We start from the raw sequence: 24,371 nt of genomic DNA, 5'->3' as shown, positions 1-24,371 counted from the left end.
ATTTATATGTTGTTATTTCGGCGCTACAGCCTGGTGCTGTGGTTCAGCCTTATTGTTGCATTTTTCAGTTCTTCAGTAATGGCGCAGGATGCAGGCTGGTCGGCTTATAAAAGCCGCTTTCTGATGCCAGACGGTCGAATTATTGATACTGCCAATAAAAACGTCAGCCACACAGAGGGACAGGGGTTCAGCATGTTGCTGGCCGTGTTCAATGACGATCAGGCGACATTCGACAAACTGTGGCAGTGGGCAAATACAACGCTTTACCGTAAAGATATCGGCCTCTACTCATGGCGCTATGACCCGAACAGCAGCGTCCATGTTGCAGATAAAAATAACGCTTCTGACGGCGACACGCTCATTGCCTGGGCGCTGCTGCTGGCGGGGGATAAATGGAATGAATCCCGCTATACCCAGGCTTCTGACAAATTGCAGGCCGCGCTGATCAAACACAACGTGATTGATTACGCGGGGTACAAAGTGATGCTGCCGGGCGTATCAGGCTTCAATCAGACCAGCAATATCACGGTCAACCCGTCTTACTTCATCTTCCCCGCCTGGCAGGCGTTCTTCGCGCGCAGCCATTTAAGAGTGTGGAAAGATCTGGACGAAAGCGGCACCGCGATGCTCAGCAAAATGGCATTTGGTGAATTCCGCCTGCCGACAGACTGGGTCGATATGCAGGCAGACGGCACAATGAAACCGGCCACCCGCTGGCCAACGCGTTTCAGCTACGACGCTGTGCGTATCCCGCTGTATCTCGGCTGGGCACATCCGGGAAGCCCGCAGCTGGCGCCGTTTATTCTGTGGTGGCAGAAATCACCGCGTACCGCGACGCCCGCCTGGATTGACGTCATGACCGGCACCAAAGCCAGCTACAACATGTCGCCAGGCCTGTTAGCCATCCGTGATTTCACCATGGCCAATGCCAGCGCCATCAGCCCGACTCTGTCACCGAAGGATGACTATTATTCTTCCTGCCTCCAGTTGCTAAGCTGGTGGGCGAGCCATAAAGGTTAAGGGATTTATTGCAGGCCAATTTATTGTATATATGCAATAAATTTGCGCTGTAGTTATTGTATATGCGCAATAAGTTTCCACAAAAAAGCCCGCTTTCGCGGGCTTTGTCATTTCTGCAAATCAGTCAGAATTACGCGACGGTTTGCGTGGTTCCGTTTTCATCCTGATCGACGGCGAAGCAGGCGACCAGTTGATCGCCGTATTGCTTCAGCTGTGGCTGGAACTGCTTGCAGGTGCCGAACGCGCGGCGGCAGCGGGCGTTGAACGCGCAACCGGCTGGCGGGTTCAGCGGGCTTGGCAGCTCGCCGGTCAGTTTGATACGTTCACGGCGTTCGTCCGGGTTCAGACGCGGCGTGGCGGACAGCAGCGCCTGTGTGTACGGATGACGCGGGTTGCTGAAAATGGCGTCTTTCGAGCCTTTCTCCACGCAGCGGCCAAGGTACATCACCATCACTTCATCAGCGATATGTTCGACAACGGACAAATCGTGAGAAATGAAGACGTAAGACAGCCCCAAATCCTGCTGCAAATCCATCATCAGGTTCAGCACCTGCGCACGCACGGAAACGTCGAGCGCGGAAACCGGTTCATCGGCAATCACCACATCCGGGTCCAGCATCAGACCACGGGCGATAGCAATACGCTGACGCTGACCGCCGGAAAACATGTGCGGATAACGGTCGTAGTGTTCCGTTTTCAGGCCCACTTTTGCCATCATCGCCAGCGCTTTTTCACGGCGTTCGGCGGCCGTCAGTTTGGTGTTGATCAGCAACGGTTCTTCGAGGATCTGACCGACTTTCTTGCGCGGATTCAGCGATCCGTAAGGATTCTGGAACACGATTTGGATCTTCTGACGACGCAGCTTTTCCGCCGTGGCATCTGGTTTCAGCAAGTCCTGACCGCGATAATAAAGCTCACCACCGGTTGGCACTTCGATCATGGTCAGCAAACGGCCCAGCGTGGATTTCCCACAGCCGGATTCACCGACCACCGCCAGCGTTTTCCCGCGTTCCAGCGTGAAAGACACGCCGTCGAGCGCTTTTACGGTACGTTCCGGGGCGAACATCCCTTTCTTCACCGGGTAATGTTTTTTCAGGTCAATCGCATGCAACAGCGGCTGCGGTTGGGTGTTATCAGGACTCATAAGTAGGTCTCCCGGCATCATCCAGCGGATAATGGCACTTCGACTGACGCCCGTTCGCGAGGTCACGCAGCGCAGGTTCTTCTTTACGGCAACGGTCCGTTGCATACGGGCAGCGCGGGTTCAGCAGACAGCCGTTCGGGCGGTCATATTTACCCGGCACCACGCCCGGCAAAGACTGCAAACGGGCTTTATCCGCCGCAAATTCCGGCAATGAACGCAGCAACGCCTGCGTGTATGGATGGCGCGGCGCACGGAAAATCTCCGTGGCTTTGGCCGATTCCACCACCTGACCGGCGTACATCACGATAATGTGATGCGCGGCTTCCGCCACCAGCGCCAGGTCATGGGTGATCAGCATCAGCGCCATGTTTTCTTTCTGTTGCAGCTCAAGCAGCAGCTCAATAATCTGCGCCTGAATGGTCACGTCGAGCGCGGTGGTCGGCTCATCGGCAATCAGCAATTTTGGACGACAGGCGATTGCCATCGCGATCATCACACGCTGGCTCATCCCGCCGGAAAGCTGGTGCGGATACACGTCGAGACGCGAAGCCGGATCAGGAATACCGACCAAATTTAGCAGGTCGATGGTGCGCTGACGGCGGGTCTTTTTATTGCCGCCCTGATGCACCTTAATGGCTTCCATAATCTGGAAACCGACGGTGTAACACGGGTTCAGGCTGGTCATCGGATCCTGGAAAATCATCGCGACTTCCGCACCGACAATCTGACGGCGCTCTTTTTCGCTGATCCCCTGAAGATTGCGGCCGCCGAACTCCAGTTTTTCCGCCATCACTTTGCCGGGGAAGTCGATAAGCCCCATCAGCGCCAGTGAACTGACCGATTTACCCGAGCCGGATTCACCAACAATCCCGACCACTTCGCCCTGCTTCACGCTGTAACTGATTCGGTCTACAGCGCGGAACGGCGTACCTTCGTCACCAAAGTGAACGGAGAGTTTGTCCACGGTCAGCAATGTTTTACCGACCTGGACGTCATTCGTTAATGTTGTCTCCATCTCCAACCCCTTACTGCTTGAGTTTAGGGTCGAGGGCATCACGCAGGCCATCACCCATCAGGTTAAATGCCAGCACCGTCAACAGAATGATCACACCCGGGAAGGTCACGACCCACCAGGCACTTTGAGCAAACTGTAAAACGTCAGACAGCATGGTGCCCCACTCCGGCGTTGGCGGCTGTGCGCCCATACCGAGAAAGCCCAACGCTGCCATATCGAGGATGGCGTTGGAGAAGCCAAGCGATGCCTGAACAATCAGCGGCGCTAAGCAGTTAGGTAAAATATTGATGAACATCTGGCGCGCAGAACCGGCACCGGCGACGCGCGAAGCGGTCACATAGTCACGGTTCACTTCCACCAGCACCGCCGCGCGGGTTAAGCGGACATAGTGCGGCAGGGCGACGAACGTCAGCGCCAGCGAGGCGTTGACTATCGACGGGCCGAAAATCGCCACCAGCACCAGCGCCAGCAACAGGCTTGGCAGGGCCAGCATGATATCGACCACGCGCATGATGATGGCGTCCACGACACCGCCGTAGTAACCGGCAAACAGGCCGAACACCACGCCGAGGATCAGGGAAAGCACCACGACCAGACAACCGACCAGCAGCGATAAACGCGCGCCGTACATCAGACGCGAGAGAATATCGCGGCCCACGTCGTCAGTGCCCAGCAGGAATTTCCAGCTGCCGCCTTGCATCCAGACCGGCGGGCGCAGCAACGCATCGCGGAACTGTTCAGCCGGTGCGTGCGGGGCGATGAAGTTCGCGCCAACCGCCAGAATCAGCATGATGATGATGTAAACCAGGCCGGTCACGGCCCCTTTATTACGCTTGAAGTAGTGCCAGAATTCGCGCAAAGGCGGCATCGGCGCTGGCGCAGCCGTCACTAACTCGTTAGCGACTGGCTCAGTGGTTTGAGACATTGTGCGCCCCTTATTTCTTGTGGCGAATACGCGGGTTGACCACACCGTAGAGTACGTCTACCAGCAGGTTAACCACGATGATCAGAGTAGCGACCAGCAACACTCCGCCCTGCACGACCGGATAGTCGCGGCGCTGGAGTGCGTCAATCAGCCACCGGCCAAGTCCAGGCCAGGAGAAGATGGTTTCCGTCAGGATGGCGCCGCCCAACAGCGTACCGACCTGCAAACCAATGATGGTCACGACCGGCAGCAGTGCATTACGCAAGGCGTGAATGACGATCACCCGCATACGGCTGACGCCCTTGGCGCGTGCGGTACGGATGTAGTCTTCACCCAGCACTTCCAGCATGGAAGAACGGGTCATACGCACAATCACCGCCAGCGGAATGGTGCCCAGAACGATGGCCGGTAAAATCATGTGCATGACGGCATCCACGAAATCACCCGGCTCGCCCCAGAACAGCGTGTCGATCAGCATAAAGCCGGTCAGCGGCAGGCTGTCGTCGAGGAAGACGGTATCGCTTATTCGCCCCGATACGGGCGTTAGATTCCATTGCACCGAGACCAGCATAACCAGCATGATCCCCCACCAGAATATGGGCATTGAATAGCCGGTCAGCGATATTCCCACGGCCGTGTGATCGAATATCGAGCCCCTTTTCACTGCCGCCAGCACCCCGACAGGTATACCGACAATGATCGCAAAGATCATCGCGCAGATACCCAGCTCCAGCGTGGCTTTAAAGCGCGGCACAAATTCCTGCCAGACAGGCGTGCGGCTTTTTAATGACGTGCCCAGATCGCCGTGCAGCACCCCATTCACGTATTTGAAATATTGTTGATAAAGAGGCTTGTCGAGCCCCATATCTGCCATTAACTGGGCATGACGCTCGGGGGAAACACCGCGCTCGCCTGCCATAATGGTGACCGGGTCGCCTGGTATCATGTGTACGAAGGCAAAAGTCAGCAAAGTAATGCCGATAAACGTTGGGATAACTAACCCCAAACGTCGGAGTATGAACTGCAACATATCCCGTACTCTCTGTATAAAATGCCCGGAGAACCGTAGCGCTCCGGGCTTATTGTGGCTCACATTTCTTTCTTGAGAGTCAAGGCCGTACTGAATGGCCCGCGAGCACCACATAACGCAGCTCCCGGGTTATTCAGCAGGCGATCACTCCATTGAGACGTTTTCGAAGTGGTGTTTGCCTAATGGATCAACGACATAGCCTTTGACTTCTTTACGAACAGGTTCGTACACGGTGGAGTGAGCGATGATCAGCGCAGGTGCCTGGTCATGCATCACAACCTGAGCCTGCTGGTACAGCGCAGCACGTTTGGCGTGATCAGATTCAGCACGGGCTGGCTGGATCAAATCTTCAAACGGCTTGTAGCACCAGCGGGAGTAGTTGGAACCGTCTTTTGCAGCAGCGCAGCTGAACAGGGTCGCGAAGAAGTTATCCGGATCCCCATTGTCGCCGGTCCAGCCCATCATCACAGACTGGTGCTCACCGTTTTTCGCACGCTTGAGGTATTCGCCCCATTCGTAAGTCACGATGTTAGCTTTCACACCAATTTTCGCCCAGTCAGCCTGGATCATTTCAGCCATACGGCGTGCGTTCGGGTTGTACGGACGCTGTACTGGCATTGCCCACAGATCGATAGTGAAACCGTCTGCGTGACCTGCTTCTTTCAGCAGCTCTTTGGCTTTAGCCGGATCGTACGGGTAATCCACGATGTCTTTGTTGTAGCCCCACATTGTCGGTGGGATCAGGTTTTTAGCTGGCTGGCCAGCACCCTGATAAACCGCGTCGATGATGGCTTTTTTGTTCACAGCCATGGTCAGTGCCTGACGCACTTTCACTTCATCGAGGGGTTTTTTCTCAACGTTGAAGGACAGGTAACCCACGTTCAGACCTGGCTGTTGCATCAGGTTGATGGATTTATCTTTCTTCATTGCCGCGATATCAGCCGGGTTCGGGTACGGCATTACCTGGCATTCGTTTTTCTGCAATTTCGCGTAACGCACGGAGGCGTCAGGCGTGATGGAGAAGACTAAACGGTCGATCTGCGGCTTGGTGCCCCAGTAGCCCGGGAAGGCTTTGTAGAGGATGCGCGAATCTTTCTGGTATTGCAGAAGCTGGAACGGACCGGTACCGATAGGATCCAGGTCAACTTTCTCAGGGGTTTTCGCTTTCAGCATGTTGTCAGCGTATTCCGCAGACAGAATGGAAGCGAAGTCCATCGCCAGGTCAGCCAGGAATGGAGACTCAGGGCGGTTCAGCACGAACTGCACGGTGTTGTCGTCTACTTTCACGATCTTATTGATCAGATCGCCCATCCCCATACCTTCGAAGTATTCGTAGCTGCCGCCGGAAACGCCGTGATAAGCGTTGTTTTTATCCAGCTGACGTTCGAAGGAGAAGATGATGTCGTCCGCATTCAGATCACGGGTCGGTTTGAAGTCCTTGTTGTCCTGCCATTTCACGCCTTTGCGCAGATGGAAGGTGTACGTTTTGCCGTCAGCGGAAACGTCCCACTTCTCTGCCAGGCCAGGCTGGATTTCAGTGGTCCCGATTTTGAACTCAACCAGACGGTTGTAGATAGGCACGGAGCTTGCGTCATACGTGGTACCGGAGGTGAACAACTGAGGGTTGAAGCCTTCAGGTGAACCTTCGGAGCAATAGACTAACGTTTTTGCCTGGACACTGGCCGCAACGGTCAGCGCAATCAGGCCCATACTGAATTTCAGTAGCCCCGACTTACCTAAAGAGATTGTCATCGCTTCTGCTCCATCGATTAATGGTGATGTGGATGTGTGTGTTGTGTTTTACAGCTCACGCCACCCTTTATTTTTATTTGCGGGTGACTGTGTTTGCTCGTGCGCTGTAATAAGTCCAACCAGAGCATGGTGAACTGCCATTTTTTTCCTGCGTTCTGTAAAGCTGGCTTTACAAAACCTGACTGGAAATAATCACTGGTCTTCCTTGGGGCTATCAATTTGGCAACTCCTTCCCTTGACGTCAATATAACCATCAGGCATTTACACAGACTGTGAGTAACAGCAAACAAACATAAAAAAACATTTAATTAACGAATGCAGGATGAATGTTCACTCCTGACGGTGAATGCCCACACAATTCGCTATGTAAAAGAGTATTAATGGGGGTTTAGCCCTTTTTTAAAGCCTAAAAATTTCTGGCTAAATGATGAATATATGAACGGTTATTTTTGAGATCAGGGTGAAAACCAGCGGAAAATGCTGGGAAGTGTGGCAAACAGCTCCGACTCGTCAGAAAGCAAGTTGGCTTCTGTTCCCTGAAAAGACCCCAAAAATAGTGCAAATGCACGATTGTGGTGCAGGCGAATTTTCGTACAAAATGTGCCTGCTTTTCCGGCATCAGAAGTGTATAGGGCGGAAATGGATGGAAACTCATATGTTAATGATTTTTTAAATCCTGGCGTACTTATTGCAAGACTGTGAAGCTTGTCACCGTCAGAGGTTTTTGGATGGAACTGAAATGATGGCCAAAAAGCAATGCAATTGCATTACGCTGTCGAATCGCTTAATTATTCATCACAGGGAACCGCACTTATGTCTGCCTCAGCCACTTGGGGAATCAAACTCAAAGCGGAATCGAAAGTGACCCGCCGCTTTCAGACCACCATTCCCGCCACCATTCGCAAAGCCCTCAATCTCACCGAGAACGATCGCATTCAGTACAAAGTGTTGCCTGACGGACAGGTAGTGATTTCGAGGCAGCTCGAATAACACAGCGATCCGGTAATCAATGCCTTTCTGGATTTCGTTGAGGCAGATATGCTCAATAACCCGGAAAATTTGCAGCCGCTCACCTTAGCAATGCATGAAAAAATCAATGTGCTGACCGCTGGCATAGATGCCGACCTGAACAGTCCGCTTTCTGACGATGGTGAGTAATGGATTATGCACAATCAGGCAATGGAGGTTAATGGATGGACCCTGCTCTCACACCCGTTGATCCAGCAACAAATACAAAAACTCACTGACCAGGTTGTCCAGCTACGTCGTAAAGATCCGGTCGGATACAAAACCAAAAATGCGTCCAAAAGGCTGGCGGCGATCAACAAACTGATGCATGAAGTCATCCCGCAGGATCCGGCACGAACGGAATTTCGTCAGGGCGATACGCCAGGTGGCGAGTTTTCTCATTGGTTCAGAGCAAAATTCTTCCAGCAATACCGCCTGTTTTTCCGCTACAACCTCAGAACCCGAATCATCATTTATGCGTGGGTAAATGACGATAAAGAATTACGTGCCGATGAAAGCAAAACTGACGTGTACCGGGTTTTTCGCAAAATGCTTAAGAGTGGTGAGCCGCCGGACAGCTGGGCAGCATTACTTGAAGCCTCGAACGGGGAAAAACTGAGAGAGGAAATCATCTGAATTTTCTTCGTACAAAACAAAAAGCCCGCAACCATCAGGCTGCGGGCTTTTGGGGACGAAAAAAAACCTGCTTAAAAAAGCAGGCTTTTCAAATATGGTCGGCGAGAGAGGATTACGCGCATCTTCGATGCCCGCCCTGCGGGCCGTTGCTAAAGCAACGTTGTCTCGCTTCGCTCGGCTCAAACCTCCTTCGGAGGCTCTCATCCTCATAAACTTCAGACGAAAAAAAACCTGCTTAAAAAAGCAGGCTTTTCAAATATGGTCGGCGAGAGAGGATTCGAACCTCCGACCCACTGGTCCCAAACCAGTTGCGCTACCAAGCTGCGCTACTCGCCGCGAGTGGGGCGCATCTTACTGCGGCGGTTTCAGAGCGTCAACGGCTTTTTAAAACTTAAATGCTGACTGACCACAAATCATCCGATACGCCTCTTAAATAACCTAAAGCTTCTGTTCAGCCTGAGGTGTTGCACACCAGTTATTCGCCGGGTTAATACCCCCGTCTGGCGACGTATATCCCAGACAGCCCAAAATCGAATCGAATAATTCCACATGGCGTTTCTTCGCCCCGACCCGCTGCTGTGCCTGTAACTGCTCAAACGCCTGCTTGTGATCGGCCTGTTCAAGGAAAGTGTCAGAAGCCCAGACGATCATCGGTACGCGGAACTGCTCCGGCGGTGCCATTTCGCGCGGTGTGCCATGCAGGTGCGAATTCTCGTCGATCGACTCACCGTGATCCGCGGCATAAAACACCAGCGCTTTCTTATCACGCAGTTGATCAATCACGCTGTCGATAAAGGTATCGGTGTACAACACGCTGTTATCAAAGGCGTTAATCAGCTCGGCTTTGCTACAGGTGTTGCCCATACATTCCGGGGTATAACGGGCATAGCTGCGCGGATAACGCTGGGAATACATGTAATGCGATCCTTTGGTATGCAGAATCACCAGGTGTTTGCCTTTCGGGTGGTTCTTCAGCGATTCCTGTAATTCATTCACCAGCAGCATGTCATCGACCGGTTTACCGTCGTTACGCTTCTCAGAGGCAATAATTTCGCGGAAAGAGAAGTTATTGGTATCCGCATTATTGTAGAACCACAGCTCGCTTTGCATCGCGAACAGCTCCGAGGTGAACCCTAAAGACTTCATCACGGCAAAGATATTTTGCTCTTTGAGGGTTCGCTGCGGATTGTCTTCTGTGCCGCCTTCGCGGACAAACATGCAACGCAGAGAAAGCTTGGTCGCGGTGTCACAGGATGTGCCGCGAAATGCCACCAGATTCTTTTCTTTAGACAGGCGCGGCGTGGTGTCGCGCTCGTACCCCAGAATCCCCATGTGATCCCAGCGGGTCGTTTCACCGATAATAAACACCACATAAGTGTCGTCGATATCTGCGGGCGGCACATAGGTAAACTCTTTGGCCGGATCCAGATAATTACCGGCGTCCTGACTTTCATCCACCTGCGTATAGGCATACAAACCTAGCGCAGCCAGCCAGTTAGACGGCAAATACGAGTGAGCCACAACACCGCCGTAACTTGGCAAATCAACGTTGGTTTTTTTCTCGTTGACGCTTTGCGCGTGGTCAAGTGAGCGCAGCGGCAGCCAGACCAGCAGAACCGTCGCCAGCATCACGCCCAGCGGCAGTATGCGCTGTCCCGGTGTTTTCATCTGCTCAATCAGCGTCAGCCGCAGATTATTTTTCCAGATAAGCAACAGCGGCAACGCACTGACCAGCGCCATCCAGATAAAGAGCGGTAACCCGATAATCTCCTTGCTGAGATCGACATCCGTGGTCATCACGGACGCCACAATGCCGTAGCCGATCACCACATTGAACATCATCATGTAATAACTGGCGGCAACAGAAATCAGCACCAGCAAACTGGCCACCACCCGGAAAAACGTCTTTCCCCCCAGCGATAGCAAACGCAGTACGAAGAACGTAAACAGGACGATAGCGCACACTTCCGTGACCGCCTGAATCAGCTCAGCCGACGTGAACTGATGGATTAACGCGGCGAAACGGCGCTGGAACACGGAGACATTGAGGAAAATGCCAATATAAATCGCTAACAATAAAGAGATATTTTGCTGCGATAGAGTCTTCACTCTATTCATAAATCGTTACTTTCCAAATGTGTTTTTTAAAATTCTGAATCATTGTGACATGATTATGTAAGGCGAGTTCACAGATTATGCCGAGATTACGTTTATATACATTTTTCCGGAAAGTTCTGCGTCTGACGTGGCTTGCAGGCGGGATGAGGACATTTTTGATTTGTTTGCACCACGAAAAAGGAGGCCGAAGCCTCCCTGAGATTTTCTTATTATTGTCTTACTTACAGCTCCCTGGTGAAGGCGCTGATTCTGCTTCAGTTATTTTACGTTAAGCGTCACGTCTATGTTGCCGCGGGTTGCGTTTGAGTACGGGCAAACCAGATGCGCTTTAGCGACCAGCGCTTCGGCTTCGCTGCGTTCAAAGCCCGGCAGAGTAATGTCCAGCTGCACTTCAATACCGTAACCGCCGGGAATTGCGCCAATACCGACTGCGCCTTCAATTTTTGCATCAGCAGGAATTTTGATTTTTTCCTGCGCGGCTACCGCTTTCAGTGCGCCGAGGAAGCAGGCGGAATAACCGGCTGCAAACAGTTGTTCAGGGTTAGTCCCGCCGCCCATTCCGCCCATTTCTTTTGGCAAGCCCAGCTTAACGTCCAGAACGCCATCATCAGATGTCGCGCGGCCATCACGACCGCCGGTTGCAGAGGCATGAGCACGATATACCACTTTTTCAATAGACATGTTTCGTTCCTTTTCGATCGGATTAATAAGGGAAAACGCTTAATATTTCCGTACGATTTAATCGCACGCTACTTATTTATTACACACAAACGGATTGAAAATGCTGTCTTCCTCTCCGTTTGTTGAATCGTTCTTCTCAGGCTTTATCCTGAAGGTGCCCGCGCAGTGCTTCAAGTTGCTGTTTCAGCGCAATAATCTCACCCATGTCGCATTCCGTGGCACAAAAAATTGCTTCCGGAATACTCTGTGCTTTTTCGCGTAATGCTTTACCTTCAGCGGTCAGGGAAATAATCACCTGACGTTCATCGGCTTTCGCCCGCTGACGAACCAGCAAACCGGCCACTTCGAGACGTTTTAACAACGGTGTTAACGTCGCCGAATCCAGAAAAAGCTTCTCGCCAATATCAGAAACCGTGACTTCATCACGCTGCCAGAGAACCAACATCACCAGATATTGCGGATAGGTGAGGTCGAGCTGCCCGAGCAGCTTGCGGTACACTTTGTGCAGCGCAAGATTCGCGGAGTACAGGGCAAAACACATCTGCTGATCAAGATGCAGCATGCTGCTGTGCGTTAAGTCAGTGTCTGTTGTCGTCTTCATGGTTTCAATATATATAGTGCGCGATATTATCGCAAGCGCTTTTGTTGATTATTCCCTCACCAAACGCCGTTTTCCCCCTATCCCCTTCAAAATTCGACAATTCTTTTCAGCATATACGGATAGAAAGGATTGGAAGAAACGCGCATCAGCTGATCCATACTCACCACCAGCGCGCCATTTTCACCCCGCGCAGCCAGCGTCCCCAGATGAATACCAAACTGCGCCGGGCCTTGTGGATTACGGCCATAGAGCGAGTCATCCGTCGGGAAAGGCAGCGCAACGTGCGATAGCGAATAGAATTCTGAAGGATAATTCAGCCCCAGCGGACTGCTGCTGACTGTGGCTTGCCCTGCCAGCGTAGTTTGCGCGACCGCAGCGGCATCATCAGGTGAAGCGTTGGTGATAATCGTGGTCTGATAGGCACGCGGTGGCGCGGGCAGCAGACGTTCAACGGCAGTCTCCGCCGCAGGCCGCAGCAACGGGCCAACATAAGCGCTGCGGTTGATATCAAACAACACCAGCTGACTGCCGTTGGCGGGAAGCTGATTAAATAATGCCGTGACCACCGCGCGGGTGCTGACGGTAGAATCAATCACCGACTGGAAAGCCAGCAGCGGCGGCAGTTGCGCCAGCTTGCCCGACTGCGCATCCTCACTGATTTGCTGCTGCAAAACATGCGTGAGCAGATAAGACTGCCGCGCAGCTTTCACCGGGAATGAATTGTATTTAAACGGATTAAATTCTGGCATCAGATTCAGCCAGGCAGTTTTGGCGAAGGCCGGGAAGATCGACGGCCAGCCCGCGTATCCGGCGAAACGTGCAAAACGGGTGACGCCGATCATCGGGGAAACCAGCACCACACGCGTCGGACGCACCAGAGATTTGTCGTCCAGCGTATCGAGCGTGTATTTCATCGCCAGCGCACCGCCATTGGAGAAACCGACGATCTGCAACGGGACATTTTCACCGGCCGCACGATGCGCTTCTCTCACCGCCAGCCGCGTGGCAGCCAGCCATTGTTCCCAGTCAACGCGCGTCAGGCCACCCGGCACGGTTCCATGCCCCGGCAGACGGATCCCCACCGCCACAAAACCCCGACGACGGTATTCTTCTGCAATATGGCGCAGGCTGTAGGGCGAGTCCGTCAGGCCGTGCAATAACACCACTGCACCGACCGGTTTACCGTCAGGCATCAGTTCGTATGAGCGGTTCCAGTCCTGCGCAAAATGTTCAGGATAAACCGGGCTGCGGTCGTAATACCGGTTCAGCGGAATACGATCTTCAGCATCGAGCTTGTCCGTCACCTGTTGCTTCACTTCCAGAAATGCCTGCTGCTCGGCCCGCAAATACGCGGCCCAGTCGCTTTTATCCAGCTGCGACGCACTCAGTTCATCAGGAACCACCTTGTGCCACGGCTCAAGCGCCGGTCCTTGTGAGGCGTCGTAAGTACGAACCGCCAATAAGGTCAGCACGATAAGAATGACCGCCAGTAACAGTTTTTTCAGGCGTTCAAAGAGAGAATGAAGTTGTATCAAATCAAATTTTCCTAAAACTGTTTTGGGCGAAAGGCGAGAGTTTAAAGATATGCCGTTCCTGCACATTATTGGATAAATAATAATGCATTTAACCTGAACGGCGATTGCATGAAGCGCACAAAATCTCCCGTTTTTGTTCAGCCGCATGACTTCCCAGCAGATCCGGATGTTGTGAAATCACATCGCCGATGTCCTGCTCAACAGCGGCCTGCTGGATTTCATCAAAGGCTCGTTCTGAGCGAAAGAAGGTGTTTACTGGACGGGTGACGAAAATCTGGACATCGTGAAATTGCCGACATCGCCGGTGGATTGAAAAAAAACCGGGTGCTTATTTAATGGGCTTAATTTGGGTGTTTAGCATGCGCTGTTTCGAATGAATCGAACGAAACAGTCGAAAGGAATGACGATGAAATCTTTCAGTGCTAATTAAGTAAAAACTCAATTTGGCGATGTTCTGTTACGGGTTCCGCGAGAACCCCTACAGATTAATCGCAATGGGAAACCCGTTGCGGTGATGCTATCAATTGAAGATTATCAAATACTTGAAGAAGTTAAGATGCGGATTTTTAAGGAAAAAGTGGCCAGGGCTAAAGCAGATATGGCCCGGGGAGACGTCATGGATGGCGAAACATTTTTCGCTCAACTGATGAGTGGAAAAAGGGATTGAGATACATCGCAATCAGATAGCCAGGGAGGCGCAGGATGATTTGTTTGATATTCAACGTTATACGCAAGCTCAATGGGGGCGAGCACAATCGGAAAAATATCTTTCTGAATTTTTGGGTCTTTTCTCAATGTTAGCGTCTTATCCTGACATGGGCAGACCCGTCTCCTTTAATGAAAACCTGTTCCGCTTCCCCCATCAAAACCATGTCGTGTACTTTTTGAAAAATGCCAATACCCTCGTTTTTGTGGCCGTAATGCATCAGATCCCTTCACCCGCCGATATCATGCGCCAGCGGTTGCATGAGCCAGATGTGGAATACCAAACCACACCGCAGGTATAACAGAAACAAAAAAGCCGCGACTCAGCGCGGCTTTTTTGTTTCAGGCGTAATGGAAAACCATTAGCTCCTGATTTTACGGTAGATAAAGAGAACCACTAACGCACCGATCACGGCGACAACGAAGCTGCCGAAGTTGAAACCGTCTACACGGCCGAAGCCGAAGAAAGTACTGATATAACCACCCACAACGGCACCGACAACACCAAGAACCACGGTCAGAATAAAACCGCCGCCGTCTTTGCCCGGCATGATCCACTTAGCCAGAATACCGGCGATCAGACCAAAAATAATCCAGGATAAAATTCCCATTTTCGACTCCTCCGAATGAATTTCCGTTACCGTGAATATTGTTCAGCAAAGTCAGCCAAACAAAAGCAGAACAACTCAGGTTCTGTGAGCCGGATGCGTATTTCCACACAAACAGCCCTCTTCTTGCACTACCTCTAAAGTCTAGCACCGTTTGCACAAAATCGCCCAAAATCAGCAGGAAGGGAGGAAACGCAGAGAAATCTAAGGCTGTTTCAGGCTATGTCAGCACGAATGCGGTTTCGTCAGGGACCCGCATCTGGACGTAAAATTGCGTAAAAAGTAGACCAAATTTTTTGAAAGAGATACTCAAATCAATCCGTTTTTCATCTCCCGCCGTCAGGCCTATTATGCATCCATCGAAAGGCAAACACCTTTCACTCACACAACCCTGAATGGAATAGATATCATGAAAAACGTCAAAATTTTTGCTGTAGCTGCAACCCTTTCCCTGATTTCTTTCGGCAGCTTCGCGGCTCAGCAGATTAATCAACCCTCAGCAGACATGCAGAAAATCGGTGTGATTTCCGCCGCAAACTCCACCACCATCGGTGGCCTGGAAGCGAAATTTTCTCAGCAGGCAAAAGAAGCGGGTGCATCGTCTTACCGCATCATCTCCGTAAGCGGTAATAACAAACTGCACGCTGACGCTGAAATCTACAAATAATCGCCGCGCAGAACCGTAGCCCGATAAAACCCTCTTAAAAAGCCTGTGGAAGCGCGTCTTCCACAGGCTTTTTGTTTTTCTCCACCGCCCTCTCAGAATTTCTTTATGCATCCCGATTGCATCTTACCCATTTTGTTCACTATTCTGGTTTTTTCGCTCATCAGGAAAAGCCATGACCGTTACCGAATCCCTTATTTCTTACGCGTTTGCCGCCGGTATTTTGACCCTCACGCCCGGCCTGGATACGGCATTAGTACTGCGTACCGCCGCCAGTCAGGGCAGTAAAAAAGCGCTGTCTTCAGCGTTCGGGATCAGTACCGGCTGTCTGGTCTGGGGCGCGATGGTCGCACTCGGGCTGGGCGCGGTACTTGCCGCCTCGGAAATCGCCTTCAACGTGCTGAAATGGATTGGCGCCGCGTACCTTTGCTGGCTCGGGCTGCAAATGTTGCTGAACCCGCGCAGTGAAATGAACATGGCAGCGCCGGAAAGTAGCAAAAAAGCGTTACGCATCGGCGATTCGCCGTTTATCAGAGGATTATTTGGCAACATCCTGAACCCCAAAGTCGGTGTGTTTTACGTCTCTTTCCTGCCGCAGTTTGTCGCCACCGGTTACCCGGTCGGTCCGTACATTTTTGGCCTGGCGGCCATGCACGCGGTCATCGGTACGCTGTGGTCGGTCACGATGATTTCCGCCACACGCCCGCTTTCGCGCTGGCTGCGCCGTCCGGCAGTCGTCAGAACGCTGGATCGTCTCACCGGAACCGTTTTTATTGCTTTTGCAGTCCGACTCGCTACGACCAAACGCTAACGAAAAAGGAAGAATGTCATGAAGACCCGACTCAGCCATGCCCCGACCGCAGACGATCTCGATGAAATCAAAACCGGTCTGCGCAGTTTCAACAGAAACTTCATTCCGCAGCCGAAATTTCGCGAGTTAGGGATTTTTGTTGAAGATGAAAATGGTCACAAACAGGCAGGAATTGTGGCTGAAACCATCGGTAATTGGATGTACATCCAGATGCTGTGGGTCGATGAGTCGTTACGCGGGAAAGATGTGGGGACGCAACTGATCCGCGAGGCCGAAGAAGAAGCGCAGGCGCGCGGCTGCCGGTATTCGCTGGTCGATACGTTTAGTTTTCAGGCGCGGCCTTTCTATGAGCGCATGGGTTATGCGACGCAGATGACGCTGGAAGATTACATCGCCGATTCGCGCGCGCCGGAAAACGCACCGTCCACGCATACCCGCTATTTTCTGACGAAGAAACTGCTCTGACTTTTTCGCGCAGCAGGGATTTTCTTCCTGCTGCGCGCCGTATTTATTTCGCAGATAACGCTAGCCACTCTAAAACCGATGCACGCTGCCACTGGGCTTTCGCGTAAGCCGCCAGTTTTTCCGGCATCGCATCGCCGTTCAGGTACAGGCGGTTGAGCATCAGTGCCAGATCCACATCCGCAATACTCCATTCGCCAAACAAATGCTCTTTGTCTCCCAGCAAACGTTCTGCCGCCGCATACAATTTTTCGGCAGCCTGCTCTGCGCGGGCGGAAAGTGCCGGGCGTTTCTCACCGGCAAACACGATTTCCGTCGGACGCTCTTCACGAATTGGCACCAGATCGCTGCGCAACCACGCCTGAACTTCACGGGCTTTGGCGCGATTTTCCGGATCTGCCGGATAGATGGCCGGAAACGTTGGCGCAGGGAAAAGCTCTTCGACGTATTCATCAATCGCGGAGGATTCGGACAAAACAAAGGTGCCGTTGATTAACGTCGGTACGCGGCGGGTGAGCGAAATCGCCGAATAAGATCCCTTCAGGTTATCCGCCTGCGCCAGATCGACCGTTTCCAGCTCAAAAGGAATGCCTTTTTCGGTCAGCGCCACAAAGGCGGACATCACGTAAGGGCTGAAATAATCGGCGTCGGAATACAAAATCAGCGAAGGCTGGCTCATGGCAAACTCCTGAAGAATCAAACGAAAGGATAAAAAACATAGCGCACAAACAGGGGGATGTCGTTAAAAAAGCCTTCACCCGGGCGGATGAAGGCGGTTAGAAAACCTATCTCAGCCGGAACACCTGCACAATTTCGTTGAGGCGGCGGGCCTGTTCTTCCAGAGAGGCTGACGCGGCGGAAGCCTGCTGAACCAGGGCGGAGTTTTGCTGCGTCACGCCGTCCATTTCGTGTACGGCCTGCGTCACCTGGCTGATCCCGCGTGATTGCTCGTCGGAGGCGGAGACGATTTCACTCATGATATCGCGCACGTCAGTGACCGCTTTCATGATCTCTTTCATCGTTTCCCCGGCGCTTTTCACCAGCCCGACGCCGTGATCAACGCGGGACGTCGATTCCTCAATCAGGGCAGAAATCTCTTTTACGGCGTCGGCGCTGCGTTGCGCCAGACTGCGCACTTCAGACGCCACCACGGCAAATCCGCGCCCCTGTTCGCCCGCGCGGGCGGCTTCTACCGCCGCATTCAGCGCCAGAATATTGGTCTGGAAAGCAATGCCGTTGATGACTGTCGTGATGTCGCCAATTCGCCGCGAACTGTCGTCAATTGCGCTCATTACACCAACAACGTCGGACATAATGCGATCGCCCTTTCCGGCGATTTCCGTGGCGTTTGCCGTCAGTTCGGTCGCCACGTGCGCGTTGTCAGCGTTCTGTTTTACCGTCGCCGTCAGCTGTTCCATGCTGGCGGCGGTTTCTTCCAGCGCGGCCGCCTGCTGCTCAGTTCGTGAGGCCAGATCGATATTCCCCGCGGCAATCTGCGATGCGCCGCTGCCGACCGCGTGGCTGGTCGAAATAATGTCGTTTACCACATGCCGCAGCTGCGCCTGCATGGTTTGCAGCGCAAAGAAGATGCTGCTGTGGTCGTTTTTCTGCGTGACGATCGGGTGCGTTAAATCACCGTCAGCGACCGTCAGCGCGATTTTCGCCGCATCCGCAGGCTCGCCGCCCACCGGGCGCAAAACTTTGCGGGTAAAAATCACGCTCAGCACGGCAAACACCACCACGATGCTCAGCACCATCAGCACCAGCGCGTAATAAAGCTGACGCGTACTTTCTTTCATCACCGCTTTTACCGGCGCCACAATGCCCAGCATCCACGGCGTGCCGGTATTGCCGATCTGAATCGGCACAAACTCGGCAAACGCATTTTCGCCCAGCACCGGATCCGGCTGTTCACGGCTGGTTATCTGCCCGGTCTGAATACTTTTCAGCAACGGTGCATCGTTTTCAAGCTGGTGCGTCACCTGCTCTTTTTTAGGCGAAGAGATGAAATGGCCGGTCTGTGAGAACAACATTGCATATCCGGTTCCCTGATACGGTTTGATGCCGTTGACCAACGTCTGCAAGGTTTGCAGCGAGAAATCCGCCGTTACCGAACCCAGAAATTTCCCGTCAACGATGATCGGCACGGCAATGGACGTCAGCAACGTATCCACGCCGTTATACGGATAGCTGTATGGCTCCAGAATGACTTCTTTTTGCAGCTTTCGTGGCAGCAAATAGTAATCGCCGCTGCCCGGCGTTTCGTAGTCGGTGAGATTGTGCAGCACGATATTTCCGCTGGTATCGCGGTCAACGTAGCGGACATAACGCCCGTCGGGATCCTGCCCTTCTTTTGCGGCGAAATCGCCGTCTTTGCCGTCAAACGCGTCCGGCTCCCAGGCCAGTGACATCGATAAAAAATCCGGATGGCTCCTGAGCGCATTTTGTAACAGCGTATCGGCAAGCTTGCGGTCGGTGTGCCCGGCTTCACGCAGGCTGATCATGCTCTGAACCAGGTCGCGCGCGGCATGCAGGGCCGTGTCGAGTTTCTGGCGGGCAAGATAGCCATCGGTATTGGCGGTTTGCTGGAGATAACGACGGGCGATGTCGCGCTGCTGCGCGGCGGACTGCCAGCTCAGCAATCCGACCGTAATGATATAACCGAGACTTATCGTAAGAAGCCCGACAATCAGCATCAGCGTACGGGTACGCATGGCTTTTTTAGGAACAGTTTTCTGTGGTGCAACCCCAACTCCGGCTGCCGATGAAAGCGCCTGCATCTGACTCATAATTACCCCGGAACAGTCAACGTACTGTGAATTCACGATGAAAAACGCGGATTATCTGTCCCTGATTTGCGCCCCCTGAAGATAAGCAGGAATTCCCTTATCGTCTGAATTATCGGCATCACCGGGGCGGGTCTTTAGCCAAAACGGTAAAAAACGGCCCGGCAAAGATAAACGTTCGCATCCTGCCGGTGTCTCCCTATACTGCTGTTATGTCGGCTGGTTCAGCACCTTGTTTGGGAAACTCCTATGAAGTCATGGCTCTTACCGCTTTTGTTGCTTGTTCCGTTGTGCTCGCAGGCGGCATCTACGCCGAAAGAAATTCAGGCACGTTTCAGCCAGTTTAAGGTCGGTGATAAAACCATTTGCCTCGATGATGTGACCTACGCCAACAACAGCAAAATGAAGGTCATCGAGAATGGCTTTGTGGTGTCGAAGCGTAAAAATGTGCTGGTTTACCAGAGCAATACGCTGTTTCTGCTGGGTAACGAGGTCACGGTGAACATCAAAGCCGTGATTGAAAGCAAGATGGGGAAGACGTCATTCTCTAACCAGTTCAAACAGGCCATGATTCAGGTCGAGGGAATGGATGACCCGGCGCGCGCCGGCGATAAAGCCAAAATCATTCAGTCTTTCGAAGATGTTATTTCGGACAAGCACAATGAAACGCCCTACAGCTCGGTAGCGCTGACCGAAAAAGGCTACATCATCACTCAGGTTGAAAGCCATTCCACGACCATCAGCGAATGTTATGTAACACCGTATAAAAAGGCAGAAGCTGCCAGATAAATCAGAGGGAAATGATGACTGTTTTAGTACCGATGAGCGCTGCATTTTATGAAGAATTTGCAGAACTGCTGGCGAAAGATTACGCCGAAGAGAATGTGACCGCCGGGCTGTGGCTGCCGGATACGGCGCTGGAACGCGCGCGCAGCTCCACGCAAAACGCACTGCCGCAGGGCATTGAAACACCGGATCACTATTTGTATGAGATCAGGCAGGAAGCACCCGGCGAAACCGTGGGATATCTGTGGTTTGCCAATATTGAACGCTACGGCGTGCGCAGCGCTTTCGTGTATGAACTGACGGTTTACCCGCAATTTCGTCGTCAGGGGCATGCCATCGCGGCATTCCGGCTGATGGAGGAACGCCTGCGCGAGCTGGGCAGCGTGGCGATTGAACTGAACGTTTTCGCCAGCAATCCCGGTGCGCAGGCACTGTATGCCAGCCTGGGTTATGTCACGACAAAAATGAATATGCGCAAACCGCTTTAGCGGATGTATTTCATAAAGTTAGTCGGTTTACCCACGCGGTCATAGAGCTGGCGCGCGGTGTAATTGGTGGTCTGCGTCATCCAGTACACATTGGCTTTTTCGTTTTTGTCGGCGTGTGCGTAGACCACTTCAATCAGTTTCTGCCCGATACCCAGTTTGCGCGCGGACTCATCGACGTATAAATCCTGCAAATACACCACCTGATTCATGTGCCAGCCGTGATCGTGATTCAGGCAATTCACCAGCCCGACTAACCTCCCCTGATATTCCGCCACATAGCCAAACATGCCGTCATAATCAGGATCCGACAGCCGCCGGAACGTGAAATCAAACTGCGCCGGATCCAGTTCCGACTGGTAAAAATCCAGATAACCGCGCCACAAACTCTCCCAACCTTCCCGGTCAGCAGGCGTTAATGGACGGATAACAACATCTTGCGGCTGGCTCATCGGTCATTCTCCTCGGTAAATGAAATCGTTACGGGCGGGACTGCGGATAATGTATCAGGTCGTGGAAACGCACGGAATGGTCGCTGTTATTGCGGTATGCGTGCGCGCAATCCGCCGCAAACCGCAGCGCTTCTCCGGCGCTGAGCGTGCGCGTGACGCCGTCAACTGTCAGCGTCAGTTCGCCCTCAATCACAATTACATGTTCGATCACACCCGCCTCGTGCGGCGAAGATTCACTGCATCCACCGGGTTCGAGATCGATAACAAACATATCCATTCGCAGCGTGGTATCGAACGGAAACAGCGGTACGACGCGCATTCCCGAGGTGTCACTGTTAAACGTGGTCAGCAAACCGTGGCGGTGAAGCGCCGCAGGCTGTGCGGGCGGCGTTTCGAGAAATTCGGAGAAAGAGACGTTCAGCCCGCTGGCGATTTTCCACAGCGTCGCCACCGTCGGGCTGGATTCACCGCGCTCAATCTGGCCGAGCATCGCCTTGCTGACACCGGTTTTTTCTGCCGTCTGGCTGAGGCTCCAGCCCCGTTCGCTGCGCACGGCTTTGAGCTGGCTGCCGATGTGGCGCGTGAGTTCCTGCATCCTGACTCCTGTGACGATCGGATTTTTGACGATCGTAATTGTGCGCTATAACGCACAGTGATATCTTGAGCGCCATGATGTGCGCTATAACGCACAACAGCATAACGCCCGCGCCCGGTAACCAGAAGGATTTTTAACAATGACCTCGCGATTAAGCTTTCATGATTTGACGTTTTCGGCGGTTATCGCCGGATTTGTTGCCGTTCTGGTCGGTTATACCAGCTCAGCGGCGATCATCTTTCAGGCTGCCGAAGCCGCCGGTGCCAGCGTGGCGCAGATTGGTGGCTGGCTGAGTATGCTCGGGTTAGGGATGGGCGTGACGAGCATCGGTTTGTCGCTGTATTACCGCACGCCGGTGGTGACGGCGTGGTCGACGCCGGGCGCCGCGCTGCTGGTCACCAGCCTGCACGGCACGACAATCAACGAGGCGATTGGTGTTTTTGTGTTTGCGACCGGGCTGATCCTGCTGTGCGGCGTGACCGGATTATTCGCCAGGCTGATGCAATACATTCCGCAGGCGCTTTCAGCCGCCATGCTCGGCGGGATTTTGCTGCGCTTTGGGCTCGATGCTTTTACCTCGCTGCACAGTAATTTCGCGCTGGCAGGCACGATGTGTCTGGTTTATCTGCTGGCGAAACGCGCCCTGCCGCGCTACGCCGTGGTTCTCGCCCTCGCCGCCGGGCTGATAGTGGGCGGATTACAGGGCGATATTTCGCTGCACGGCCAGACCTTGACGTTTGCCGCGCCGGCATTTGTGATGCCGCACTTTACGTGGTCGTCCATTATCGGCATCGGCATTCCGTTTTTCATGGTGACCATGGCGTCACAAAATGCGCCGGGTATCGCCACGCTGAAAGCGCACGGCTATCACCTGCCGGTTTCACCGCTGATTTCATGGACGGCGCTGACCGCGTTAGTTTTAGCGCCGTTCGGCGGTTTTACCGTCTGTATCGCCGCCATTACCGCCGCCATCTGCATGGGCTCAGATATCCACCCGGACCCGAAAAAACGTTACATGGCCGCCGTCGCCGCCGGGATTTTCTATCTGATTGCCGGTGTGTTTGGCGGTTCGATCGGCATGGTGTTTACCGCTCTGCCTCCCGCGCTCATTCATACCATCGCCGGGCTGGCACTGCTCGGCACTATTGCCGGGAGTTTATACCGGGCGCTGGAAAATGAACGTCAGCGTGACGCAGCGATTATCACGTTTCTGATCACCGCGTCCGGCGTGACATTACTCGGCGTGGGTTCGGCGTTCTGGGGCTTAACCGGCGGCGTGATTACGCATCTGATCCTCAGTATTCCTGCGCGCAAAAAGGCACAACCGCCCGCGAAAGGTTGAGTCCGTTCAAGTTATGGGTAACAGGTTTTCGTAACACGAAACAAAGTGACGGCAGTCACATTTTCTGCCGTCCAAACGCTCTTTACTGGGAGCCATCAGGCAAAAAACGCCCCCATCAAAGAGGGAGAACTCCATGACTATTGCCACTCAATCCTGCGTAGTGACCGGGAAAAAAGACGTCTCGGTGATCGGCCAGACTCTCGACTACACCGGCCAGGGCACGCTGGTGAAGATTACCCGCGGTGGTATCTGCGGCTCTGATCTGCATTACTACGAGCACGGTCAGGTCGGCGATTTCAAAGTCCGCGAAGCGATGGTTCTCGGACACGAAGTGGTCGGCGTGGTGGAAAAATCGGATAACCCGCGTTTGCAGCCGGGCCAGAAAGTCGCGCTGAACCCCAGCAAGCCGTGCAAAGCCTGCAAATATTGTCTTTCCGGCGATGAAAACCAATGTACGACCATGAAATTCTTCGGCAGCGCGATGTATTTCCCGCACATCAACGGCGCATTTACGCAGTATAAAATCGTCGACAGCGACCAGTGCATTCCTTACGACAATCAGGTCAGTGACCGGCTGATGGTGTTCGCTGAACCACTGGCGGTGGCCATTCACGCGGTCAATCAGGCTGGGGATATTCGCGGTAAAACGGTGTTTGTTTCCGGCGTCGGCCCGATTGGGTGCTTAATCGTACTGGCCGCTAAAGCCAAAGGTGCCGCAGAAATTATGGTCACCGACCCGAGCGAACGCTGCCGTACGCTGGCGCTGGCCGTCGGTGCCAGCAAAGCGCTTGACGCCGTGCAAGGCGATTTCTCCGCATATCAGGCCGAAAAGGGCTTTTTCGATGTGTCTTTCGATGCCTCCGGCCATCCCTCTTCTATCCGCCGCTGTCTGGAAGTCACCCGTGCGCGCGGCACGCTGGTGCAGGTCGGCATGGGACCGGTGGTGAATGAATTCCCGCTGATGATGCTGATTGCTAAAGAAATTAACTGGGTTGGCAGCTTCCGCTTCACCGGGGAATTCAATACGGCGGTGGAATGGCTGGCGAATAAAACCGTTGATCCGATGCCGCTGCTTTCCGCCGAATTCCCGCAACAGGACCTGGTGGAAGCGCTGGAGTTTGCGCTGGATAAATCCAGAGCGTCGAAAGTTCAGCTGGTTTTCTAGTCTGCTGACGGACTCACAATATCAAAACATCGTTTCATTTTATGA

Annotated in this window: 24 protein-coding genes, 1 tRNA gene, 1 other RNA gene and 2 pseudogenes; 12 read left to right on the top strand and 16 right to left on the bottom strand. The window is 53.2% G+C overall.

The window, feature by feature from the left end:
• Window positions 1-6 precede the first annotated feature (6 nt).
• Window positions 7-1,020, top strand: coding sequence for a glycosyl hydrolase family 8 (locus ACLBVC_RS11990; protein ID WP_410149786.1), 1,014 nt, complete (start codon window positions 7-9; stop codon window positions 1,018-1,020).
• Between the two features lie 130 nt (window positions 1,021-1,150).
• On the opposite strand, the gene dppF is transcribed toward ACLBVC_RS11990, so the two are convergent.
• The 5 genes from dppF to dppA all read right to left on the bottom strand — a co-directional run bounded on the left by dppF (window position 1,151) and on the right by dppA (window position 6,886).
• Window positions 1,151-2,164, bottom strand: a complete 1,014-nt coding sequence (dppF, locus tag ACLBVC_RS11985; RefSeq protein ID WP_104923792.1) for a dipeptide ABC transporter ATP-binding subunit DppF — start codon at window positions 2,162-2,164, stop codon at window positions 1,151-1,153.
• Window positions 2,154-3,179, bottom strand: a complete 1,026-nt coding sequence (dppD, locus tag ACLBVC_RS11980; protein WP_095923948.1) for a dipeptide ABC transporter ATP-binding protein — start codon at window positions 3,177-3,179, stop codon at window positions 2,154-2,156. Before dppD ends, dppF begins: the two co-directional genes overlap by 11 nt.
• A 10-nt stretch (window positions 3,180-3,189) precedes the next feature.
• Window positions 3,190-4,104: a dipeptide ABC transporter permease DppC gene (dppC, locus tag ACLBVC_RS11975; RefSeq protein ID WP_195825625.1), complete on the bottom strand. Its 915-nt coding sequence runs from the start codon at window positions 4,102-4,104 to the stop codon at window positions 3,190-3,192.
• Window positions 4,105-4,114: 10 nt separating this feature from the next.
• Window positions 4,115-5,134, bottom strand: a complete 1,020-nt coding sequence (gene dppB, locus ACLBVC_RS11970; protein WP_195814884.1) for a dipeptide ABC transporter permease DppB — start codon at window positions 5,132-5,134, stop codon at window positions 4,115-4,117.
• Between the two features lie 144 nt (window positions 5,135-5,278).
• A complete protein-coding gene (gene dppA, locus ACLBVC_RS11965) occupies window positions 5,279-6,886 on the bottom strand; it encodes a dipeptide ABC transporter periplasmic-binding protein DppA (protein WP_195814885.1) in 1,608 nt (535 codons plus the stop codon).
• Window positions 6,887-7,642: 756 nt separating this feature from the next.
• On the opposite strand from dppA, the pseudogene ACLBVC_RS11960 reads away from it, so the two are divergent.
• Together ACLBVC_RS11960 and ACLBVC_RS11955 are read left to right on the top strand one after the other, a co-directional pair.
• Window positions 7,643-8,044: pseudogene (locus ACLBVC_RS11960) on the top strand (type II toxin-antitoxin system PrlF family antitoxin).
• A 6-nt stretch (window positions 8,045-8,050) separates the two neighbouring features.
• Window positions 8,051-8,530, top strand: a complete 480-nt coding sequence (locus tag ACLBVC_RS11955) for a type II toxin-antitoxin system YhaV family toxin (RefSeq protein ID WP_410149785.1) — start codon at window positions 8,051-8,053, stop codon at window positions 8,528-8,530.
• A 95-nt stretch (window positions 8,531-8,625) separates the two neighbouring features.
• Here ACLBVC_RS11955 and ACLBVC_RS11950 read toward each other — a convergent pair.
• From ACLBVC_RS11950 to ACLBVC_RS11925, 6 genes are all read right to left on the bottom strand, one after another.
• A non-coding RNA gene (locus tag ACLBVC_RS11950) (RtT sRNA) lies at window positions 8,626-8,754 on the bottom strand.
• Between the two features lie 35 nt (window positions 8,755-8,789).
• Window positions 8,790-8,866, bottom strand: a tRNA-Pro gene (locus tag ACLBVC_RS11945).
• Window positions 8,867-8,968: 102 nt separating this feature from the next.
• Complete coding sequence (gene eptB / locus ACLBVC_RS11940) at window positions 8,969-10,648, bottom strand: kdo(2)-lipid A phosphoethanolamine 7''-transferase (protein ID WP_410149784.1); 1,680 nt, start codon at window positions 10,646-10,648, stop codon at window positions 8,969-8,971.
• 258 nt (window positions 10,649-10,906) lie between these two features.
• The gene (locus ACLBVC_RS11935; protein WP_410149783.1) at window positions 10,907-11,329 is read right to left on the bottom strand and encodes an organic hydroperoxide resistance protein; all 423 of its coding nucleotides are present in this window, start codon (window positions 11,327-11,329) and stop codon (window positions 10,907-10,909) included.
• A 136-nt stretch (window positions 11,330-11,465) separates the two neighbouring features.
• Entirely contained in the window at window positions 11,466-11,930 is a 465-nt protein-coding gene (locus tag ACLBVC_RS11930) for a MarR family winged helix-turn-helix transcriptional regulator (RefSeq protein WP_410149782.1), read from the bottom strand.
• 86 nt (window positions 11,931-12,016) lie between these two features.
• Window positions 12,017-13,462, bottom strand: coding sequence for an alpha/beta hydrolase (locus ACLBVC_RS11925; RefSeq protein ID WP_410149938.1), 1,446 nt, complete (start codon window positions 13,460-13,462; stop codon window positions 12,017-12,019).
• Window positions 13,463-13,910: 448 nt separating this feature from the next.
• On the opposite strand from ACLBVC_RS11925, the pseudogene ACLBVC_RS11920 reads away from it, so the two are divergent.
• Window positions 13,911-14,132: pseudogene (locus ACLBVC_RS11920) on the top strand (type II toxin-antitoxin system prevent-host-death family antitoxin); the annotation flags it as partial.
• Entirely contained in the window at window positions 14,116-14,472 is a 357-nt protein-coding gene (locus ACLBVC_RS11915; RefSeq protein ID WP_410149781.1) for a type II toxin-antitoxin system RelE/ParE family toxin, read from the top strand. The pseudogene ACLBVC_RS11920 and the gene ACLBVC_RS11915, both read left to right, overlap by 17 nt.
• A gap of 60 nt (window positions 14,473-14,532) precedes the next feature.
• Here ACLBVC_RS11915 and ACLBVC_RS11910 read toward each other — a convergent pair whose 3' ends face one another.
• A complete protein-coding gene (locus tag ACLBVC_RS11910) occupies window positions 14,533-14,781 on the bottom strand; it encodes a GlsB/YeaQ/YmgE family stress response membrane protein (RefSeq protein ID WP_195814909.1) in 249 nt (82 codons plus the stop codon).
• 406 nt (window positions 14,782-15,187) lie between these two features.
• Between ACLBVC_RS11910 and bhsA the strand changes: the two genes are divergently transcribed.
• The 3 genes from bhsA to ACLBVC_RS11895 all read left to right on the top strand — a co-directional run bounded on the left by bhsA (window position 15,188) and on the right by ACLBVC_RS11895 (window position 16,718).
• Complete coding sequence (gene bhsA / locus ACLBVC_RS11905) at window positions 15,188-15,445, top strand: multiple stress resistance protein BhsA (RefSeq protein WP_410149780.1); 258 nt, start codon at window positions 15,188-15,190, stop codon at window positions 15,443-15,445.
• Window positions 15,446-15,617: 172 nt separating this feature from the next.
• Window positions 15,618-16,253, top strand: a complete 636-nt coding sequence (locus ACLBVC_RS11900) for a LysE family translocator (RefSeq protein ID WP_410149779.1) — start codon at window positions 15,618-15,620, stop codon at window positions 16,251-16,253.
• 18 nt (window positions 16,254-16,271) lie between these two features.
• On the top strand, window positions 16,272-16,718 hold the full coding sequence (locus tag ACLBVC_RS11895) for a GNAT family N-acetyltransferase (RefSeq protein ID WP_410149778.1): 447 nt from the start codon (window positions 16,272-16,274) through the stop codon (window positions 16,716-16,718).
• A gap of 43 nt (window positions 16,719-16,761) precedes the next feature.
• On the opposite strand, the gene yfcF is transcribed toward ACLBVC_RS11895, so the two are convergent.
• Both yfcF and ACLBVC_RS11885 read right to left on the bottom strand, forming a co-directional pair.
• On the bottom strand, window positions 16,762-17,394 hold the full coding sequence (gene yfcF, locus ACLBVC_RS11890) for a glutathione transferase (protein WP_410149777.1): 633 nt from the start codon (window positions 17,392-17,394) through the stop codon (window positions 16,762-16,764).
• A gap of 106 nt (window positions 17,395-17,500) precedes the next feature.
• Window positions 17,501-19,495 carry a methyl-accepting chemotaxis protein gene (locus tag ACLBVC_RS11885; protein WP_410149937.1) on the bottom strand — a complete coding sequence of 665 codons (1,995 nt, stop codon included), beginning with the start codon at window positions 19,493-19,495 and terminating at the stop codon, window positions 17,501-17,503.
• Between the two features lie 255 nt (window positions 19,496-19,750).
• Between ACLBVC_RS11885 and ACLBVC_RS11880 the strand changes: the two genes are divergently transcribed.
• Entirely contained in the window at window positions 19,751-20,290 is a 540-nt protein-coding gene (locus ACLBVC_RS11880) for a hypothetical protein (RefSeq protein ID WP_410149776.1), read from the top strand.
• A gap of 11 nt (window positions 20,291-20,301) precedes the next feature.
• Window positions 20,302-20,775, top strand: coding sequence for a GNAT family N-acetyltransferase (locus ACLBVC_RS11875; RefSeq protein WP_410149775.1), 474 nt, complete (start codon window positions 20,302-20,304; stop codon window positions 20,773-20,775).
• On the opposite strand, the gene ACLBVC_RS11870 is transcribed toward ACLBVC_RS11875, so the two are convergent.
• Both ACLBVC_RS11870 and ACLBVC_RS11865 read right to left on the bottom strand, forming a co-directional pair.
• A complete protein-coding gene (locus ACLBVC_RS11870; RefSeq protein WP_410149774.1) occupies window positions 20,772-21,224 on the bottom strand; it encodes a GNAT family N-acetyltransferase in 453 nt (150 codons plus the stop codon). The two genes, ACLBVC_RS11875 and ACLBVC_RS11870, sit on opposite strands and share 4 nt — an antisense overlap.
• A 28-nt stretch (window positions 21,225-21,252) precedes the next feature.
• Window positions 21,253-21,819 carry a helix-turn-helix domain-containing protein gene (locus tag ACLBVC_RS11865; RefSeq protein WP_410149773.1) on the bottom strand — a complete coding sequence of 189 codons (567 nt, stop codon included), beginning with the start codon at window positions 21,817-21,819 and terminating at the stop codon, window positions 21,253-21,255.
• Window positions 21,820-21,958: 139 nt separating this feature from the next.
• Here ACLBVC_RS11865 and ACLBVC_RS11860 point away from each other — a divergent pair, with 139 nt between their 5' ends.
• Window positions 21,959-23,161 (top strand): benzoate/H(+) symporter BenE family transporter, encoded by a 1,203-nt coding sequence (locus ACLBVC_RS11860; RefSeq protein WP_410149772.1) that lies wholly within the window; start codon window positions 21,959-21,961, stop codon window positions 23,159-23,161.
• Window positions 23,162-23,294: 133 nt separating this feature from the next.
• Window positions 23,295-24,326 carry an L-idonate 5-dehydrogenase gene (idnD, locus tag ACLBVC_RS11855; protein ID WP_410149771.1) on the top strand — a complete coding sequence of 344 codons (1,032 nt, stop codon included), beginning with the start codon at window positions 23,295-23,297 and terminating at the stop codon, window positions 24,324-24,326.
• Window positions 24,327-24,371 lie beyond the last annotated feature (45 nt).

Origin of the sequence: Rahnella selenatireducens, from assembly GCF_046449555.1 — a bacterium.
Taxonomy (GTDB): Bacteria; Pseudomonadota; Gammaproteobacteria; order Enterobacterales; family Enterobacteriaceae; genus Rahnella; species Rahnella selenatireducens.
This window is presented reverse-complemented; position numbering and strand designations above follow the sequence as displayed.